At 45.0% G+C, this 19,589-nt stretch carries 17 protein-coding genes; 4 read left to right on the forward strand and 13 right to left on the reverse strand.

Annotated features, from left to right (window positions below; genetic code table 11):
- Positions 1-107: 107 nt before the first annotated feature.
- Positions 108-983: a protease HtpX gene (gene htpX, locus OCU56_RS08035; protein ID WP_261872715.1), complete on the reverse strand. Its 876-nt coding sequence runs from the start codon at positions 981-983 to the stop codon at positions 108-110.
- Positions 984-1,449: 466 nt separating this feature from the next.
- On the opposite strand from htpX, the gene OCU56_RS08040 reads away from it, so the two are divergent.
- A complete protein-coding gene (locus tag OCU56_RS08040) occupies positions 1,450-1,614 on the forward strand; it encodes a hypothetical protein (RefSeq protein ID WP_261872716.1) in 165 nt (54 codons plus the stop codon).
- 146 nt (positions 1,615-1,760) lie between these two features.
- On the opposite strand, the gene bioD is transcribed toward OCU56_RS08040, so the two are convergent.
- Genes bioD through bioB form a run of 4 tightly spaced genes read right to left on the reverse strand, consistent with a single transcriptional unit; the run spans position 1,761 to position 5,437 of the window.
- Positions 1,761-2,438, reverse strand: coding sequence for a dethiobiotin synthase (gene bioD / locus OCU56_RS08045; RefSeq protein WP_261872717.1), 678 nt, complete (start codon positions 2,436-2,438; stop codon positions 1,761-1,763).
- The gene (bioC, locus tag OCU56_RS08050; protein ID WP_261872718.1) at positions 2,435-3,232 is read right to left on the reverse strand and encodes a malonyl-ACP O-methyltransferase BioC; all 798 of its coding nucleotides are present in this window, start codon (positions 3,230-3,232) and stop codon (positions 2,435-2,437) included. The genes bioD and bioC overlap by 4 nt, the downstream gene beginning before the upstream one ends.
- On the reverse strand, positions 3,229-4,398 hold the full coding sequence (locus OCU56_RS08055; RefSeq protein WP_261872719.1) for an 8-amino-7-oxononanoate synthase: 1,170 nt from the start codon (positions 4,396-4,398) through the stop codon (positions 3,229-3,231). Before OCU56_RS08055 ends, bioC begins: the two co-directional genes overlap by 4 nt.
- Entirely contained in the window at positions 4,385-5,437 is a 1,053-nt protein-coding gene (gene bioB, locus OCU56_RS08060; RefSeq protein ID WP_261872720.1) for a biotin synthase BioB, read from the reverse strand. Before bioB ends, OCU56_RS08055 begins: the two co-directional genes overlap by 14 nt.
- A 121-nt stretch (positions 5,438-5,558) precedes the next feature.
- On the opposite strand from bioB, the gene bioA reads away from it, so the two are divergent.
- Positions 5,559-6,839: an adenosylmethionine--8-amino-7-oxononanoate transaminase gene (gene bioA / locus OCU56_RS08065; protein WP_261872721.1), complete on the forward strand. Its 1,281-nt coding sequence runs from the start codon at positions 5,559-5,561 to the stop codon at positions 6,837-6,839.
- Between the two features lie 87 nt (positions 6,840-6,926).
- Here bioA and OCU56_RS08070 read toward each other — a convergent pair whose 3' ends face one another.
- From OCU56_RS08070 to lrp, 6 genes are all read right to left on the reverse strand, one after another.
- Positions 6,927-7,379, reverse strand: coding sequence for a hypothetical protein (locus tag OCU56_RS08070; RefSeq protein ID WP_261874795.1), 453 nt, complete (start codon positions 7,377-7,379; stop codon positions 6,927-6,929).
- Between the two features lie 218 nt (positions 7,380-7,597).
- Complete coding sequence (serS, locus tag OCU56_RS08075; RefSeq protein WP_261872722.1) at positions 7,598-8,905, reverse strand: serine--tRNA ligase; 1,308 nt, start codon at positions 8,903-8,905, stop codon at positions 7,598-7,600.
- 85 nt (positions 8,906-8,990) lie between these two features.
- Complete coding sequence (locus OCU56_RS08080; protein WP_261872723.1) at positions 8,991-10,337, reverse strand: replication-associated recombination protein A; 1,347 nt, start codon at positions 10,335-10,337, stop codon at positions 8,991-8,993.
- A 9-nt stretch (positions 10,338-10,346) separates the two neighbouring features.
- Positions 10,347-10,949, reverse strand: coding sequence for an outer membrane lipoprotein chaperone LolA (lolA, locus tag OCU56_RS08085; protein ID WP_261872724.1), 603 nt, complete (start codon positions 10,947-10,949; stop codon positions 10,347-10,349).
- A 32-nt stretch (positions 10,950-10,981) separates the two neighbouring features.
- Positions 10,982-14,221, reverse strand: coding sequence for a DNA translocase FtsK 4TM domain-containing protein (locus OCU56_RS08090; RefSeq protein WP_261874796.1), 3,240 nt, complete (start codon positions 14,219-14,221; stop codon positions 10,982-10,984).
- A gap of 122 nt (positions 14,222-14,343) precedes the next feature.
- Positions 14,344-14,835: a leucine-responsive transcriptional regulator Lrp gene (gene lrp, locus OCU56_RS08095; protein WP_261872725.1), complete on the reverse strand. Its 492-nt coding sequence runs from the start codon at positions 14,833-14,835 to the stop codon at positions 14,344-14,346.
- 156 nt (positions 14,836-14,991) lie between these two features.
- On the opposite strand from lrp, the gene ald reads away from it, so the two are divergent.
- Positions 14,992-16,119, forward strand: a complete 1,128-nt coding sequence (ald, locus tag OCU56_RS08100; RefSeq protein WP_261872726.1) for an alanine dehydrogenase — start codon at positions 14,992-14,994, stop codon at positions 16,117-16,119.
- 187 nt (positions 16,120-16,306) lie between these two features.
- Here the strand turns inward: ald and OCU56_RS08105 are convergent, their stop codons facing one another.
- Together OCU56_RS08105 and cysB are read right to left on the reverse strand one after the other, a co-directional pair.
- Positions 16,307-17,524, reverse strand: a complete 1,218-nt coding sequence (locus OCU56_RS08105) for an SAM-dependent methyltransferase (protein WP_261872727.1) — start codon at positions 17,522-17,524, stop codon at positions 16,307-16,309.
- Positions 17,525-17,575: 51 nt separating this feature from the next.
- Complete coding sequence (cysB, locus tag OCU56_RS08110; RefSeq protein WP_261872728.1) at positions 17,576-18,550, reverse strand: HTH-type transcriptional regulator CysB; 975 nt, start codon at positions 18,548-18,550, stop codon at positions 17,576-17,578.
- Positions 18,551-18,710: 160 nt separating this feature from the next.
- Between cysB and miaE the strand changes: the two genes are divergently transcribed.
- Positions 18,711-19,508 carry a tRNA isopentenyl-2-thiomethyl-A-37 hydroxylase MiaE gene (gene miaE, locus OCU56_RS08115; RefSeq protein WP_261872729.1) on the forward strand — a complete coding sequence of 266 codons (798 nt, stop codon included), beginning with the start codon at positions 18,711-18,713 and terminating at the stop codon, positions 19,506-19,508.
- The last annotated feature ends 81 nt before the right edge of the window (positions 19,509-19,589 follow it).

The raw sequence follows: 19,589 nt of genomic DNA on the forward strand, positions 1-19,589 counted from the left end.
TTAAAATGTAGTGTATTTTTCTATTAACTACGTGATTTACAAAATAAAGGATCAAAAAAAAAGCTTGGTGAATACACCAAGCTTTTTAAAGGCAATACATTTTTGATTTAGAAATGTTGAGTATTTCGCAACGCATCAATGCGCTTATCCAGAGGAGGATGGGACATTAGCAACTCAGTTAATGAGCTTTTACCATTGATACCAAAGGCCATCATCGACCCTTCCAGTTGTGGCTCATGACTGGTTTTTAAACGCTCAAGAGCGGCAATCATTTTATGCTTACCCACCAATTGCGCCGCTCCCGCATCCGCATGGAATTCACGTTTACGGCTATACCACATAGTGATGAAGCTGGCGAGGAAGCCAAATACCAATTCCAGCACCATAGACACACCGAAGTACACCATCATGTTACTGCCCCCTTCACCCTCATCATTGTTATTATTTGCCACTATGTTGGCAATAAAACGAGATAGGAAGATAACAAAGGTATTCACCACACCTTGCATTAAGGTCATAGTGACCATGTCACCATTGGCAATATGGCTCACTTCATGCGCCAATACAGCTTCGGCTTCATCTTGAGTCATGTTATTGAGTAACCCAGTAGAAACAGCAACTAAAGAGTCGTTGCGCTTGGCCCCAGTGGCAAATGCGTTAATATCCGCTGAATCGTATACCGCCACTGTCGGCATACCAATACCCGCTTGCTGGGCCTGACGAGATACCGTTTCAATCAACCAATGCTCTGTTTGGTTACGCGGGCTTTCAATCACTTGACCACCCACAGAACGCAAGGCCATGCCTTTTGACATCATGAGTGAGATTAACGATCCACCAAAGCCAAATACGGCCGCGAGTACCAACAGACCAGACAAACTTCCCGATTGAATACCGGTAAAGGCATATACAAGGTTTAAAACGACACTCAATACTGCAATTACAGCAAGGTTAGTCAGTAAAAATAACGCTACGCGCTTCATTCAATCTCTCCAAAGTAAGAAGCTAAAACTATCAAAGTGAATAACAATCAAGATACTAGACACTGAGACGCGGTGTGGGTTCCCCAATTTATGTAACACCAATCGTACTAAATAACTGATCATTCTAGCTTGTTAAAATACTCGATAACTGCGTTAGAATTTTTGATTGTAGAATAACTACTTATCGAAAAATTCTGCCTTGTTTTCGAGCATTTTTCCTGCGCTATTTCTGAACACTTACTTAGTGTGATTGGTATAAATAAGGCTCTCAATTGTCTTTGCAATTTTTTGCACTGATATTGTATACATATGATCAGCCTAGGCAAACTCAACAGCAGTAACAAATTGCTACAAAATGAGAGCTCTGCTAGCAATTGGCATTTTTTTTATGGAAGATTCTTGCTTAAAATCAATGAATGAGTCTACATATTAACCAGCAAGATGAATAATTAACAGGATGTACATTATGGATGATGAAAGAAAACATGAAATGGCACTGGATATGCTTCGCTACCACCTAGGAATGAGCAAAGAAGAAGCACAGGCTGAATTGGGGATCCGCAACAGTGAACCCATTGAGCAGCAAGTCATTAAAACACAATCTCATATTAGCAGTAAAAACGCGCAATAATCATCATTGGATGATTAACGGCCAGGGCTAACCTGCCACAGCCACCGTCGCAGTTACTGCCTCTAATTGGCGTAACGCTAACTGAATTGAATTCACCGTTTAAGGATCTGAATCCGTCACATCCTTAAACGGTAATTTAAAATCCATTATACGAGGGCGTTGAGATTTATGTATTGACTTAAATCTTGCTCATTAATATTGCGCATATAGGGGATTTCACCAATTTTAGGCGCGTCTATTTTTGCCTCTAAAAAAGCCACAATATCTTTATAGTGTTCTTCAAAAGGATTGATACGATTGGCCACCCAACCGACAATATCTAATCCATCATGTTTAATCATTTCTTCGCTGAGTATGGCGTGATTTAAACAGCCTAATTTGATACCAACCACTAAAACAACTGGGATTTTTTCTGCTACTACCCACTCGGATAAATAGCGCTCAGCCGTGATAGGAACCCGCCATCCTCCAGCCCCTTCAACTAAGACCACATCGGCTTTCTCTTGATGTTGCAAAAGTTGCTCTGATAAGCGTTGTGTACAAACCTCTGTACCATCAATTCGCGCGGCAATATGGGGGGATGCCGGAGTCACTAGTGCCACCGGATTCACTTGAGAATAGGGTAATGACACACTGGCGGCTTTTTGCAAACACAAGGCATCGCTATTGGTTAAGCCTTGTTCTGTTTGCTCTGAACCTGCGGCAACGGGTTTATAGCCAATGGTGGAAAAGCCTTGCTGATTAAATGCTTGTAATAAAGCTTTTGAAACCACGGTTTTACCAACGTCCGTATCCGTCCCAGCGACAAAAAACGTTTTGTTCATTTCTTTATTAATCCTAGGCACACGCGATACGTTGCCGGTAATCTGAAGTTATTCGGATAAAGGTCTTGGTACGCCTGTTCGACCTTAAGAAGTGTGCTTCGTTTTGTGAGACCTTGACTGCGACCGCCAATTTGAGTCGCACCAATACCTTTAAGATCTTTCATCAGATTAAAAGCACTGTCGTACCAATAAGTCATTGGAATATACCTTACCTGATGCCTTTTGCACCTCGCTTGCGCCAACGCAATTTTTATCGAATTTTCACTAAGGAACTGCTTAACATGTTGATATTGATCAACACGAGCCCAAGCCTGTTTTAATTCAAACAACGAACCTTCGGCGAGAGTAGAAAATAATGCACGGCCACCAGGCTTTACCACTCGTTGTAACTCGGCTATGGGTACAGTTAACTCTTTGCACCATTGTAGCGCTAGGCTTGAAACGACATAGTCAAATTGGCTATCGGCAAAAGGAATGTGCTCTGCATCTCCTAAACAATAACTGGCGTGTTGCTGGCAACGTAAGCGCGCTTGAGTCAGCATTTGTTCTGACAAATCCAATGCCACAACCGTGGCGCCTCTAGCAATGAGTTGTTGGGTAAAATACCCCGTGCCACATCCCACATCCAGTATGTGACACTGGCTAAGGTTGCGGGGCAAATAGAGCAACATCTCCTCAACGACATCTCGTTGAAATTGAGCATGTTTGTCATAATCTATGGCCGCGCGACCAAACGCTTGAGCTATAGCGCGCTTCTCTGCGCTGATGTTGTCAACCTCAGAGCACGAAGTCATGATGCATCCTTAGCTGGGTTCATAAGTTCAAACTGCTCCAGTTTGTGCGCTAGCGTCAGCACGTGATGAGGCAGGTGAGATGCGGATAAGGTAATGCGAATTCTGGCTTTATCTTTGGCTACGGTAGGCGGGCGGATAGCCGTGGCCCATAGGCCCTGTTGACGCAAAAAGTCTGCCAATGCCATAGCGCGCGTTGAACTGCCCGCTAAATAGGGTTTAATGGCGGTCTGTGTATGCACAAAGCCTGGTAAATGGGCTACGGCTTGCGTGTACACGTCTTGTAAGTGAGCTAAATGCTGACGACGCCACTGTTGATTGCGGGCGAGGTGTACCGAATGTGTTACCGCCACGGCTTGTGCGGCAGGCATGGCGGTAGAATAGACAAAATGGCGTGCAAATTGGCGTAAATAGTGCGCGGTATTGCTATCACATAAAATGGCCGCCCCTTGTACACCCAATGCTTTACCAAAGGTCACCATCAATAGGTTCGGGGTAATGCCATGCACGCTACAACTGCCTTGTCCTTGCTCACCTAACACGCCAATACCATGAGCATCATCCACCATTAGCCATGACCCATGATGCTGACACAAAGTGGCGATGTCCCCCAAGGGAGCGCAGTCGCCATCCATACTAAATACCCCTTCTGTTACCACTAGGCTCGGCCCATGTTTTTGTAACAGCTGTTGCAAGCGCGCTGGGTTATTATGGGAAAAACGCTGCATTTTACCCGGACTTAACATTCCCGCTTCCATTAATGAGGCGTGATTGAGTTTGTCTTGTAATAAACAATCGTCTTTTTGCAGTAGAGTAAACAGCGCTGCTTGGTTGGCACTAAAACCGGAGTTAAACAACAGCGCTTGTTCAAAGCCTAACCAGTCACACAAAGTGTCTTGTAACCTTTGGTGGGCGTGCGTTTGTCCAGTCACCATAGGCGAGGCGGCACTGCCTGCACCGTATTGGTCAATGGCCGAAATCCACGCTTTCTTGAGGGCTTCATCATTGGCTAACCCCAAATAATCGTTACTTGAAAAGTTTATGTACTCTTGCTTTCCATCGTAAATTTTATGGGTATTGCCCCCCTTAATTGGGGTGACAGTACGAGTTAAGCCTTGTGCACTGCGTTGTTGCAGTGCCTGTTGCATACGTGACTCAAACCGTGGCATCGTAAAACAAATCGTCTTTCGTGGGCCTTGCCGCTACGCGCTCATTCACCTCATCAAGGAGTTCCATCTCTTGAATTTCGTCAGGCTTTTGACTGATCGCTACGGTATTGATGCCCAGTTTTTTAAATAGCTGCATATCGCTATCTTCATCTGGGTTTGGCGTGGTAAGAAGTTTGCATCCATAAAAAATGGAGTTCGCTCCAGCCATAAAGCACAGCGCCTGCATTTGCTCATTCATGCTTTCTCTACCCGCAGACAGGCGCACCGCCGACTGAGGCATAATAATACGTGCAATGGCAATTAACTTTATAAACTCAAACGGATCTACGTCTTCAACATCTTGTAAAGGCGTGCCTTTTACCTTTACCAACATATTGATAGGCACACTCTCTGGATGAACAGGTAAGTTGGCCAGTTCGACAAGTAACCCCGCTCTATCGGCTGAGCCTTCCCCTAAACCTATGATGCCACCAGAGCAGATTTTCATACCGGCCTCTCTAACATGAGATAAGGTATCTAAGCGGTCTTGATAGGTACGAGTGGTAATAATATTGCCATAGTATTCCGGTGAGGTATCCAAATTGTGGTTGTAATAATCCAAACCTGCACTAGACAACTCAGAGGCTTGCTCAGGGGTCAACATACCTAATGTCATACAGGTTTCTAAGCCTAGTGACTTCACCCCTTTGATCATATCGGTTAATAAAGGCATGTCTCGCGCTTTAGGATTTTTCCATGCTGCCCCCATGCAAAAGCGTGTGGAACCGGAGTTTTTTGCTTTTTCGGCCGCCTCTAACACGCGCTCCACTTCCATCAAACGCTCTTTATCCACATCGGTGCGATAGTGGGCACTTTGCGGACAGTATTTACAATCCTCGGGGCAAGCACCTGTTTTAATTGACAGAAGCGTACTCACTTGCACGTAATTATGTTGCTGAAATTGTCGATGAACGGTCTGAGCTTGAAAAAGCAAATCCATAAACGGGAGACTGAGTAATTGCTGGACCTCGTTAACTGTCCAATCGTGACGAACTTCCACACTGTTATCCTTTATTGACGGTTTGATGCTTGGCTAGTCTAACCGGACGGGATACACTGTCAACAAAACAAAGTGCACTTTGTTTACTAACGATTATTATTTATACAATTAGAGCGTTAACATGGATCTCAGCTTTGACAAACAACACCTTTGGCACCCCTACACTTCCACCATTACTCCACTCACCTGCTACCCCGTTACCCATGCTTCGGGAGTCACGTTAACCTTAGAAGGCGGGACTGAGTTGGTGGATGGCATGTCTTCTTGGTGGTCAGCCATCCATGGTTACTGTCACCCACAACTCAACGATGCAGCTCACCAACAAATTGAGCGCATGTCCCATGTCATGTTTGGTGGTATTACTCATGATCCGGCCATTGAGCTTGGTAAAAAACTGCTGGATTTAGTGCCAAGTAATCTACAGCATATTTTTCTCGCCGACTCAGGTTCGGTGGCAGTAGAAGTCAGCTTAAAAATGGCGTTGCAATATTGGCATGCTTTAGGGGAGTCTCGACCTAAGTTTGTTACTCTTCGCCATGGCTATCATGGGGACACGTTTGCCGCCATGTCAGTCACCGACCCTGATAACTCAATGCATTCGTTATATAAGGGTTTTTTACCAGAACATATCTTTGTGCCATCCCCGCAGTGTGGGTTTTATGATCCTTGGGATGAACAAGATATAAAACCTATGCTCGAGGCACTCGCTCTTCACCATCAAGATGTCGCGGCCATTATTTTAGAGCCTATAGTGCAAGGTGCCGGTGGGATGCGCCTATATCATCCCACCTATTTACAACGAGTTCGTGAGTTGTGTGACCACTACGGCATCCTGCTCATTGCCGATGAAATCGCCACAGGATTTGGACGTACCGGCAAAATGTTTGCCCTAGAACATGCGGCCATTGAACCGGATATTTTATGTGTGGGGAAAGCCTTAACGGGCGGTTATATGACGTTGTCTGCCACCTTAACTAGCGCCAAAGTCGCGCATACGGTGTGCCGTAGTGAAGCGGGATGCTTTATGCATGGCCCAACCTTTATGGGCAATCCACTGGCTTGTGCGGTGGCCAGTGCTAGCTTAACGCTGTTACAAACTGGAGCATGGCAACAGCAAGTTAAGGCCATAGAGTCTCAATTACAACAAGGTTTGGCTTCCCTAAAACGCTACCCTTTGGTCAAAGATATTCGAGTATTAGGGGCTATTGGCGTGGTAGAAACCACTCGAGCGGTCAATATGGAAAAGATACAGGCGCACTTTGTTAAACAAGGGGTTTGGATCCGTCCCTTTGGCAGACTGATTTACATCATGCCACCGTATATCATCGAACAACGCCAGCTAGAGCAACTGATCTGCGCCATAGACAGTGCCGTACAAAATGAACACCTTTTTAATGCCTAATTAGGTGTTTATCAATACGTTATTTAAGGGGTATTGGAGACAGATTATCCCCTTTTTTATTTGCCTATACCTATCGTAGTAATGGTATTAATCCTCACCCAAAGCGACGTAAATTTTTCCGACAATGGTTTCGGCAATCATAATGGCAAATACCACACCAAAAAACGCCACTATGCCGTTAAAAGGGCCACTAAAGGAAACCGCATCACCAAATACCAAGTCAATGGCCCCTAACATAACAAATTTCGAACCCACTAAAATAATGTAAGTACTGATACCTCGATACACTTTCGGCGCGGTACCCGGCTTTGATTTAAAATAGTTGGCCAGTTTATGTTCTAAGCCAATAGACAGCTTGAGTAATAACTGCAATAAGATGGCTGCACCCAGTGACACAATAAATGAGGATATATGCACATAATGCCAAAACTCATCCAACAAATTTAAAACCGTTAAATCCACCAAAATCGCCAGCGTATACCCTACAAATAACTTCTGTGGAGTACTAAAGTATTCTAAACCTGCCTTCTTCTCATCCATAAGAACCTCATTAAGTGAATTAATACCAATTAACCTTAGCAGTAAATGCCAGAATAGGTAGTAAACACCTGATAATTCACGTTTTTTAAACAAGGGGTAACGACGTTGAAATGTTAACGACATGGCAAACGTCTCGTCTGCTCGTTCTCGTGTTTTTGTCCTATTGTAAGCAAAAAAAAGGCCGGCTATGATAGCCGGCCTTCTTTAATAATAGATAATTAACCGATATGGGTTAATCCACCCATAAATGGTTGTAGCACTGTAGGGATCTCAATACGACCGTCTGCTTGCTGATTGTTTTCTAGAATGGCGACCATAGTACGGCCAACGGCCAAACCTGAACCGTTTAGCGTGTGTAATAGCTCTGGTTTTTTCTCACCTTGACGACGGAAACGTGCTTGCATGCGACGAGCTTGGAAATCACCTGTGTTAGAACAAGATGAAATTTCACGGTAGGTCTTCTGCGCAGGAACCCACACTTCAAGATCGTACGTTTTACGAGCGCCAAAGCCCATATCACCAGTACATAGCACAACCTTACGATAAGGTAATTCAAGTAGTTGCAGTACTTTCTCTGCATGGCCTGTCAGTTCTTCTAAGGCATTTTCAGAGTCTTCTGGGCGGGTGATTTGTACCAGTTCAACTTTGTCAAATTGGTGCATACGAATCAAACCACGAGTATCACGACCATAAGAACCCGCTTCTGAGCGGAAACACGGTGTGTGAGCAGTCATTTTAATTGGTAGATCGGCTTCATCAACAATCGTATCACGTACCATGTTTGTTACTGGCACTTCAGCGGTTGGGATCAAAGACAGTTTACGTGGCTCTTCGTCATTCACTTTTTCAGTTAATGGTTCTGTATGGAAGAGATCTTTACCAAATTTTGGTAACTGGCCTGTACCGAAAAGACTGTCAGAGTTCACCAAGTACGGTACGTACATTTCTGTATAACCGTGTTCATCTGTATGTAGGTTTAGCATGAACTGAGCGATAGCACGATGCAAACGAGCAAATTGCCCTTTCATCACGATAAAACGCGCACCGGTGATTTTAGTGGCACTGGCAAAGTCTAAACCACCAGCAAGTTCACCAAGATCAACATGATCTTTTACAACAAAATCGTATTGTTTCGGTGTACCCCAACGAGATACTTCTACGTTGTCGTTTTCATCTTTACCCGCTGGTACAGACTCATCCGGTAGGTTAGGTACTGATAGCGTAAGGTTTTCTAATTGAGATTGAACTTCAACCAGTTCAACTTTTTTTGCATCTAAATCAGAGCCTAAAGTACCAATTTGCTTTTTGATCTCTTCAGCGCCTTCTTTATCGCCAGCGGCCATTTTTTGGCCAATTTGCTTGGAGATAGAGTTACGCGTGGACTGCAAATTTTCCACTTCAACTTGAATGGCTTTACGCTTTTCTTCTAGTTGGCGAATGGTATCAACGTCTAAGGTAAAACCTCGACGGGCTAGTTTGGCTGCTGTTTCGTCGAGCTCGGTACGAAATAATTTAGAATCTAGCATTGCTAATCCTGCGTGTAGTTAACGATAACTCTCAAGGAGCTAAAAAATGGGAAAATATTAATCGAACAAAGATAACGAAAAACCACTACTTTTTGTAGCGCTTTCGTCGGCTTTTTTCATCTAATGAATGGAGATAGTTCAGCTTTTCAGCAATCTTGCCTTCTAAGCCGCGATTTTCAGGGAAATAATAACGAGTATCACTCAGTTCAGGAGGAAAATAACACTCTCCTGCTGCGTATGCGCCCGGTTCGTCATGGGCGTATCGATACTCTTCACCATAGCCTAAGTCTTGCATTAACTTAGTGGGGGCATTTCGCAAGTGATGAGGCACCTCTAGCTCTGACGTCTCATCGGCATCATGTAGCGCCTGTTTCCACGCTTTATAAACCGCGTTACTTTTCGGCGCGCAAGCAAGGTACACCACCGCTTGTGCTAGGGCACGCTCTCCTTCGGCAGGACCTATGCGGGTAAAACAGTCCCACGCATTAATGGCCACTTGCATGGCTCTAGGGTCAGCATTCCCTATGTCTTCAGAGGCAATGGCCAATAGGCGGCGGGCAATATATAAGGGATCGCATCCTGCTTTTATCATTCGCGCACTCCAATACAGCGCGCCATCAGGATTGGAGCCGCGTATGGATTTGTGCACTGCAGAGATGAGGTCGTACCAAATGTCCCCTTTATTATCAAAACGGGCCACTTTAGAACCGGCCACTTGTGCCAATAACGATAAACTGATCTGCTTAACGCCGTCTTGTTCTGGCGCCATATCAAACAATAATTCTAGATAGTTGAGCGCCATACGCGCATCACCACAGACTAATTCCGCTAAACGTTTATCACTTTCATCTAAAAAGCGAGCTTGTAACTTACCTAGCCCGCGCTCTTTATCTTGCAACGCTTGTTGGATAACCAATTCAATATCTGCACTGGTTAATGAGCTCAGTTTATACACTCGCGCTCGCGACAAGAGTGCGTTATTGAGTTCAAAGGAGGGGTTTTCCGTGGTTGCGCCAATAAACGTTACCGTGCCATCTTCAATATGAGGCAAAAAAGCGTCTTGTTGGCTTTTATTAAACCGATGCACTTCATCCACAAATAACAAGGTGCGATAGCCCGCCAGTTTATTATCACGGGCTTTTTCAATCGCAGCGCGGATGTCTTTAATCCCAGAGGTGACCGCAGACACGCGCTCCACTCTGGCATCAGCATAATGAGCGGCAACTTCGGCAAGGGTGGTTTTGCCAGTACCCGGAGGCCCCCACAGTATCATGGAGTGCAACGTGCCCGCTTGCAGGGCACGATACAAGGGCTTATCTGGCCCTAACACATGTTGCTGACCAATGTACTCTTGCAAGGTTGTAGGGCGCATTCTCGCGGCTAAAGGACGAAAGTCGTCACCGCTTGAAAAGTCAAACTGCATGTTACTCATGAAAATAACTTAGTTACGTTGATCGTCAACTTCAACCCCATTAGGGATGGTAAATACAAAGCGATTCTTAGCAGGAACCTCTGCGCGATAATGGTCAAAGGTAAACTGACTGCGTTGACCGTCTTGTTCTACCACATTAAAGCCGGCAATCTCTCCCGCTTTATTGATTTGTAACTGGAACTGCCCTTGGGTAGACGTTTTATCAGTAGGGGTTAAGGTAAAGTTATCCCCTTTTTGCATAACCTTGTATTTATCCCAATCGCTGGCTTTGTTACGAGTTAACAACACAAATGGTGTTTGCTGTGTGGCTTGCTCTTGCCAATAAATGCTCACTTGTTCGATAAATGGGCTGTAATACCATAACGTTTTACCATCGGAAACTAAGACATTCTCATCCGGCGCATTGGTTGTCCAACGGAACAAGCTAGGACGGGCAATTTCTACAGAACCTGCCCCTTCCATCACCACTTCATTGTCAGGGCTGATGACCTTTTGGCTAAACTGCGCCGTAAACCCATCGGTTTGCCCTAAACGTTTCACAAGCTCTTGCTGTGGATTAGCAAGCACAGAACCTGACACTAACAGTAAAATGCTGATTAATAATTTTCTCATAACTCTCTCTAAAGATTGGATCTTCAGATCCATTAAATGTCCTTGATTGGCGGTGGTGCAAGCACCTCGCGATTACCATTGTGTCCTGGAGCAGAAACGATGCCCTGAGCCTCTAGTTGCTCCACAATACGAGCCGCACGGTTGTAGCCAATTTTGAATCGGCGTTGTACACCAGAGACAGAACCACGACGAGTTTCAGTTACATGTTCCACCACTTGGTCAAACAGTGGATCAGTATCTTCTTCCATTTTCTCCCCTGGAAGCAAGGTTTCCGGTGACGGTTCACCTTTGGTTATTTCGTCTATGTATCTTGGTTTACCACGCGCCTTCCAGTCATTCACCACGGCATGCACATCATCATCGGAAGCAAACGCACCATGCACACGTATGGTATGGCTTGAGCCCGGTGGTAGATAGAGCATATCACCCATACCCAATAGCGATTCTGCGCCACCTTGGTCTAAAATGGTGCGCGAATCGGTTTTGGTGGATACGGTAAAGGCCACTCGTGTCGGGATATTGGCTTTAATCAAGCCGGTAATCACATCAACAGAAGGTCTTTGCGTCGCAAGAACTAAGTGAATACCTGCCGCACGCGCTTTTTGCGCAATACGTGCAATCAACTCTTCTACTTTTTTACCTACCACCATAATGAGGTCGGCAAATTCGTCAACCACCACTACTATAAACGGCAGTTTTTCTAGCAACGGCGCTTCTTGATCCATGCTGTCGCCCGGTTGCCACAATGGATCATAAATTGGGTGACCTGCTTCGGCCGCCATTTTCAGTTTTTCATTAAAGCCTTTTAAGTTACGCACGCCTAATGCTGACATCAGTTTGTAACGGCGTTCCATTTCGCCAACACACCAACGTAATGCGTTTGATGCATCTTTCATGTCAGTCACCACTTCCGATAATAGATGTGGGATACCTTCATAAATAGAAAGCTCTAACATTTTAGGGTCAATCATGATGAAACGAACGTCTTCAGGTGTTGATTTATACAATATACTCAAAATCATTACGTTCACCCCCACAGACTTACCAGAGCCTGTGGTACCTGCCACTAAAACATGCGGCATTTTCGCTAAGTCTGCCACCACGGCATCCCCTGCGATATCTTGACCGAGAACCACGGCCGTAGGTGAGGTATTTTCTAAAAATTGCGGGCTACTGATCACATCCGATAAAAATACCGTCTGACGCGTCATGTTAGGCAACTCTAAACCTACGTAAGGCTTGCCTGGTATCACTTCTACTACACGTACCGCCAATGCGGAAAGTGAGCGAGCTAAATCCATGGATAAGCTTGAGATTCTTGATACTTTGACCCCAGGCGCCAGATCAAGTTCAAAACGTGTGATGACAGGGCCGGGGAAAATGCCCATTACCGTGGCCTTGATTTTGTAATCCGCCAGTTTTGTTTCAACTAAGCGAGCAATGTTTTGTAGGGCTTCTCTATCAATGGTGTTTTCACGTTTTTCAGGGTGATACAGCAACTCAAGAGTTGGCATTGGGCTAGTAGGAACCGGTAAATCTTCGTCTTTACGCATCAAAAATGGATTTTGTGCAGCAGACTCTCTGGCTCTTGCGTCGGCAACTTGTTTTGCCAGTGCTTCCGCATCTGTTAGGGGTTGCTCAACCTCTTCTACTTCTACATCCTCTTCAAACACCTCTTCTACTGGGGCTTGTGCCACTACCACAGTAGGGGCACCCTCTGACGCCACTTCGGCGGAGCTGTGATCTAGGTATTGGTCATTGATGTCATCCATGGCAGCAAGGTTAACGTCATCAGCAGCGTGAGCCTCTGTCTGGGTAACGTCAGCATCCTTTGAGGTTGGCTCGTAAGACGCGGGCTCATTAACCTCAGCTTGGTTCACGGGCATATCATTAACATCAATCTCTTCAACCACATCCATTGCTTGTGCTTCATCGACGTCATCGAAGGTATGAGAGGTGATATTCGGCATGTGTTTATCGTCGTCGTCAATATCAAAGGCACTCACATCATCAATATGTGCATCGTGCATGTGAGCGCTATGGTCTGGTACATCAAGACTTTCTTGTGCTGGCGTGTCCTCATGATGCGTCTGAGCCGCGACGTTATGAGTCTGCTGATGGCTTTCTCGTTCACTAGGGTGTTCCTCCGATGGGGCAACACTTGCTGCACTTGCCGCACTTGATGCACTTGATGCACTTGAAAAGATAGGAGGTTGTCCATTGGATGAGGCTACTGTTGCAGGCTCATTGGAATGAGATGCCTTAGATTGGGTGGCTTGTTCTGTCGTCGCCACAGGTGCGCTATGATCTGCGTCGGTATGGACAGGAGCGACCACCTCACTGGTATCCGTTGGTTCAACGTAATCATTCACTAATTGAGCGTCACGCTCTAATTGTTCAATAGGGGCATGTAAATTATTGCCTCGATCAAAGGTGAATTCGTCTTCCTCGCTGCCTTCTGGCATATAAATTTTATACTGGCCGTCTTCTGCTGACGTCTCCCCTGCCTCAGTAGCACGGCTAGGGTCATCACTCAGTGGGGCTTCATCTAGCAATACATCTGGCGTGGTATCTGCGTAAACCAATTTTTGGTCATCAAGACGAGTAGGTTCAATCAATTGCGCTTTATCACCGCGGACAAAGTTTAAGCCTCCTCCCACAAACTTAAGCGTTCTTTGACCAATACTCTCTACGATAGACAGCCAAGAGATCCCTGTAAATAAGGTGAAAGATGCCCCCCAAATAAACAGAAACGCTAGAGTAGTGCCTAAAGCATTAAGGGTGGGCAAAGCAAGGCTAGTGATAACATCACCAACCACACCGCCAGATGAGAAATACCAAATATCGTCAAAGTTGAGATCCGCTAAACCACAGCTAGTGACGATTAATAGTGCGCCGCCCAACAGTCTTGTCGCCCAAAGCATAAGATCAATGGGTTCAGACTCTGTGCGTTTACGAAATACAATCCAAGAGAGCAATACTATGATAGCGGGCACAAAATAGGCCAACACACCGAAGGTGAATAACAAAGTATCCCCTACCCATGCGCCGACTAGACCACCCGCATTGGAGACATCGCCGCCCCAAGCAGTCTGTGACCACGATGGATCTGCAGGATTAAATGAGATAAGGGAAACCGCCATGAGGACGGCACATAATACTCCAATGATTAAACATCCCTCTCTCAAGCGCTGAACGCCAGAAAGATTAGGCTTAACTTTTTTCGGAGACGTGTGAACTACAGTTCGAACTTTTGGGTTTCTTTTCAACATATCCATTGCGTGTGGGTCTTGGTTGGATAAAAGACACGAGTGACGACTTGTCACCCGTGATTACCCTCATTTAAACACATGCAGAGGTAAAAACCCAAACAGAACCTCTGCCAATACGCAATTTAACTGGTCTTAATGACTAGGTTTGTACTTTGTTTAACCTCTTCCATAACAACATAGGTGCGCGTATCGTTCACACCCGGTAAACGCAGTAACGTATCACCTAACAGTTTGCGATATGCACCCATGTCCGACACGCGTGTCTTTAACAGGTAATCGAAATCGCCAGAGACTAAATGGCATTCTTGAATGTCATCCAATTTTTGTACCGCTGTGTTGAATTGTTCAAATACATCCGGTGCACCTCGATTTAGAGTGATCTCTACAAATACAAGTAAAGAAGCATCGAGATATTGTGGATTTAACTGCGCGGTATAACCCAGTATGTATCCTTGGCGTTCTAAACGTCGCACCCTTTCCAAACAGGGCGTCGGCGATAGCCCGACTCGTTTGGAAAGCTCAACGTTAGAGATACGACCATCTTTTTGCAGCTCACTGAGAATATTTCTGTCTATACGGTCCAGTTCCTTGGACGGCTTACTCACTTCAATCATGGTTTTACTCCACCTTTTAACTTCCTTGCAACAATATACACTACAACACCTACTAAAATTAGAACTAAATTTTACACAAACAACATTATACTAGTTAATAGCGCTTACATTCATAAGCCGCTCAGTAATTTTAACTAGCAACCAAGAGGAATCAGGATGATTATTGGTATACCTAAAGAGATCAAGAACCACGAATACCGAGTCGGTATGGTTCCTGGAAGCGTGAGAGAAGTGATCTCTCACGGACATCAAGTCATTGTTGAAACTCAAGCGGGTTCAGGCATTGGTTTCACTGATGATGACTATATCGCAGCAGGCGCATCCATTCTTCACTCCGCGAAGGAAATTTTTGCTCAAGCCGAGATGATCGTGAAGGTGAAAGAACCTCAAGCCATTGAACGAGCTATGCTTCGCAAAGGGCAAATATTGTTTACTTATTTACACTTAGCTCCTGATTTTCCACAAACTGAGGAACTAATCAATAGCAAAGCGGTATGCATTGCCTACGAAACCGTGACCGATCCCTTAAATCAGTTACCTCTTCTGGCGCCTATGTCTGAAGTTGCCGGCCGAATGTCTATTCAAGCAGGCGCACAAGCACTAGAAAAATCCAATCAGGGACGCGGGTTATTGTTAGGTGGCGTTCCGGGGGTAGAACCTGCCAAAGTAGTGATCATTGGCGGCGGTGTTGTTGGCTCCAATGCCGCTAGAATGGCTGTAGGAATGCGTGCGGATGTGACGATATTGGATCGCAACATTGAAACATTACGTCGTTTAGATGAAGAGTTCCAAGGGCGCGCAAAAGTGGTGTACTCCACAGAAGAAGTGCTCAATCGTCACGTATTAGAGGCCGATCTAGTGGTAGGTGCAGTACTGATCCCAGGGGCTGCGGCGCCAAAATTGGTGACCAAGAAGCACATTGAAATGATGAAACCTGGAGCGGCTATTGTGGATGTGGCTATAGACCAAGGTGGCTGTTTTGAAACCTCGCACCCCACCACGCACGCCGACCCCATTTACATTGTCGATGATGTAGTGCATTACTGCGTCGCCAATATGCCCGGTGCCGTGGCTCGAACCTCTACCTACGCACTCAATAACGCCACGTTGCCGTACATTTTGCAACTGGCCAATAAAGGCGTAAAAGCGGCGCTCACGGACGATGCCGGTTTCCTAAATGGTCTTAACGTCTTACAAGGCATGGTCACTTGTAAAGAAGTGGCCGAAAACTTTAACCTTGAGTATGTTGAGCCAAGCCAAGCATTGGACATAGTATTTGAGTAATAGTATTTGAATAATAGCGTTTAAAAAAGGTGAGCCTAGGTTCCAATACCAATAGCACTAAGTAAGTGATCAGAAATAGCGCAGGAAAAATGCTCGAAAACAAGGCAGAATTTTTCGATAAGTCATTATTCTACAATCAAAAATTCTAACGCAGTTATCAAGCATGTTAACAAGCTAGAATGGCCCGTTATTTAGTGCAATTGGTATCACACCTAGGCTCTGTTCTTTTGGCATGAATTAAGATATTTCTTGGGGTAATGGCTTTGCTACAAAACTCGTTTAGGGTGATCTGGTAACCGTGTTTAGCTAAAAACAATGATTTATCCAGAACTAACCACATTTCCAGAGCACGATGAAAAGCCATCTGCACTAAACTGAGCTTTTCCATTCGGGCAAATCGCAATTCACCTTGCAGGCGGTATTGCTCAAAATCACATTCGGGTAAAGTCAGTCCCTTACGTTGCGCCGCCCACAGGCAAAACTCCCGAAAACCTAATTGTAATTGCGACTTTTTAATACTAGGGATAGGTTGATACTGCTGTAAACCCAACTCGCCCCTTAACAACTCATCCAAGCCTAAACGAAAACTCATTTCTAATAATCGGTGTCTTTGAACCCTCTCTCCCCCGGTGACCGTTTCTTGTAAAGGGATACGTAATTCGGACTTAGACAAAATCAACGAAGACGCCTTGCCTTCATCGGATTGCGCTTGATAGTGTTCACCTTGAATGAGGTGATAACAACAAGGGGCAATAGAGAGCGCTGGCAACTGATAGTTCATGGCATGATGCATTAAAGCCACGTGCAAATCCCCACAGGCATGTAAAGCCACCGCATGTTGCTGATGATTGAAAACGGCCTTATGATCGCAATTAAACGCATCCCCTTCGATAAAAGTCACCGGCAACTGCTGTTTGTTCGCTTCGGCCTGCCCCTTTTCACAAAGCTCACTTTGCCATTCAAAGCTACGCACTGCTTGCTGAGATTGATCCGCTAATATTCGCCCTAAAAAGCCTTTACCTGCGCACCACTCTAACCACTGGGTACCACAATGCTGATGCAATACTTGCGCCCCCATAGCAGTGATTTGCGTCAGTTTTCTCCCCGGCACTCCCGTAGTAAGACGCGAGTTGAGTGTCACAGGCGGGACCTGAGTCTGTTTAAGACAAGAATGTTGGGCGAGATCCGCCAGTGATGGCAAGAAGGTGGTCAACGTCGAAGTGAGTGTTTGCACATTCTGCTTACACTGTTGCACTTGCTGCATTGACAGGCTTTCCAACCAATCCCCTAATTCAGTATTAGTGAAACGATGATCCTTACTGCCACTTTCATGGAAAGGTTCAAAACGCCAATAACGCTGATGTGCTAGTAGCAAACGGTCTATGTGTAAAAAAGCAGTGCGCATGATTCCCCCTAAAACGAACATTTTAGAGGGAAGCGTGACAATTAGGAATATCTAACGAATAGGAAGATCAATATCTTTGAACATTTCTTCTATTTCTTTATTATTTTTCAGAGAAATAGCCTGTTCAATCACCGGGCGAGTAAGGTGCGGGGCAAAGCGTTCCACAAAATCATACATGTAGCTACGTAAGAAGGTGCCGCGTTTGAAGCCAATACTGGTGGTACTAGAGCTGAAAATATGGCTGGCATCAATGGCCACCAAGTCTTTATCGTTATCTTTGTCAATCGCCATACTCGCAATCACGCCCACACCTATCCCCATGCGTACATAGGTTTTGATGACATCTGCATCGGTGGCAGTAAAGACGATGCGCGGGGTTAACCCAGCGTTATTGAAGGCGGTATCAAGCTCAGAGCGTCCCGTAAAACCAAACACATAAGTCACCAGTTGATAGGCGGCTAAATCTTCAATCGTCACATGAGATTTATTGGCTAAAGGATGATCTTTAGGCACCACAATAGAGCGATTCCAGTAATAACACGGCAACATGATGGCATCATGGTATAAATGCAATGCTTCTGTGGCTATGGCAAAGTTGGCTGTGCCTTTAGCAATGGCTTGCGACATCTGCGCGGGGGTGCCTTGGTGCATGTTTAAAGAGACTTTAGGGTATTTTGAGGTAAAGCCCTTTATTACATCAGGTAACGCATAACGAGCCTGTGTATGCGTTGTGGTAATGTTCAGTGTCCCCATATCCGGATGGGTATGCTCTGCGGCAACAGATTTGATGGATTCCACTCGTGATAGGATCTCACGAGAGATCGCCACGATTTCTTCCCCTGCTGGGGTCACTTGTGTTAAATGCTTACCGCTGCGTTGAAACACTTGCACGCCCAACTCATCTTCTAGTAATCGCACCTGTTTACTGATGCCCGGTTGGGATGTATAAAGTCGTTCAGCAGTAGCAGAAACATTTAAATTATGATTCACCACTTCTACAATATATTTTAGCTGCTGCAGCTTCATGCTTTGCCTCGTATTCCATCATATATAATGTTTAGTTATAACGCTTTTACATTATGTTGAAAAGCAGTTTCAGCGAATAAGGCCACTTCTTCATCCCTATAGACACCAGTGAGCAAATTCCTTAGGCTACGTGTTTGCAAAATTCACAACAGGTCTTGTCATGTATCAATCACTTCTTGCCCCTATTCATCAATTTCTCAATTGCACCACTCCCACACAGTGGATTGATGAAGCGAAAAAGCCCGAACGTCTACCTGTTGTACTTATTGACCACTTATTGTGTGAGTTAAAAGCGGGGCAGTCTGCCATGTTTTTAATTCGTAAATACGCGGCCAATAATCAAAGTAAACAGCAATTGCTGGATTGGTTTAAGCCTTACGAGGCGTTTGCTTATAAAGGCGAGGGTTGTCTTAATAGCCTAAAAGGAAAAAGTAACATCTCTAAAGGGATCATTGCGCAGTCCGAATCCCCTTATAGCCAAGAGTTAATCGATAAAATGGTGTTACTAATTAAAGAAGAGTTGCATCACTTTTATCAAGTATTAGAGATTATGCACAGCCGAGACATTGAGTATCAGCATGTACCGGCAGGTCGCTATGCAAAAGGCTTGCTCAAACATGTTCGTACTTATGAGCCACAAACCTTAATCGATAAATTGATCATTGGCGCATTTATTGAGGCGAGATCCTGTGAACGATTTGCCGCTTTAGCTCCCTATATGGATGACGATATTCAATCGTTTTATATTTCTTTATTGCGCTCTGAAGCCCGTCACTATCAAGATTACTTGAGTCTTGCTCAGCAAATAGCCGAGGAGGATATTAGTGATAGAGTGGACTATTTTGCTCAAGTTGAAGCGGAATTAATTTGCTCAGCAGACCATGAATTTAAATTTCATAGTGGTGTGCCAACCGGGGAAGCCATAATACCAAGCGTACTAAATAGCGGCTCATTCTAGCTTGTTAGAATTCTCGATAACTGGGTTAGAACTGGATAAATCATTGGGCTTACGGTGAGGTCAGTAAAAAAAATGGAATGC

Source organism: Vibrio rarus (assembly GCF_024347075.1).
GTDB classification, from domain to species: Bacteria; Pseudomonadota; Gammaproteobacteria; order Enterobacterales; family Vibrionaceae; genus Vibrio; species Vibrio rarus.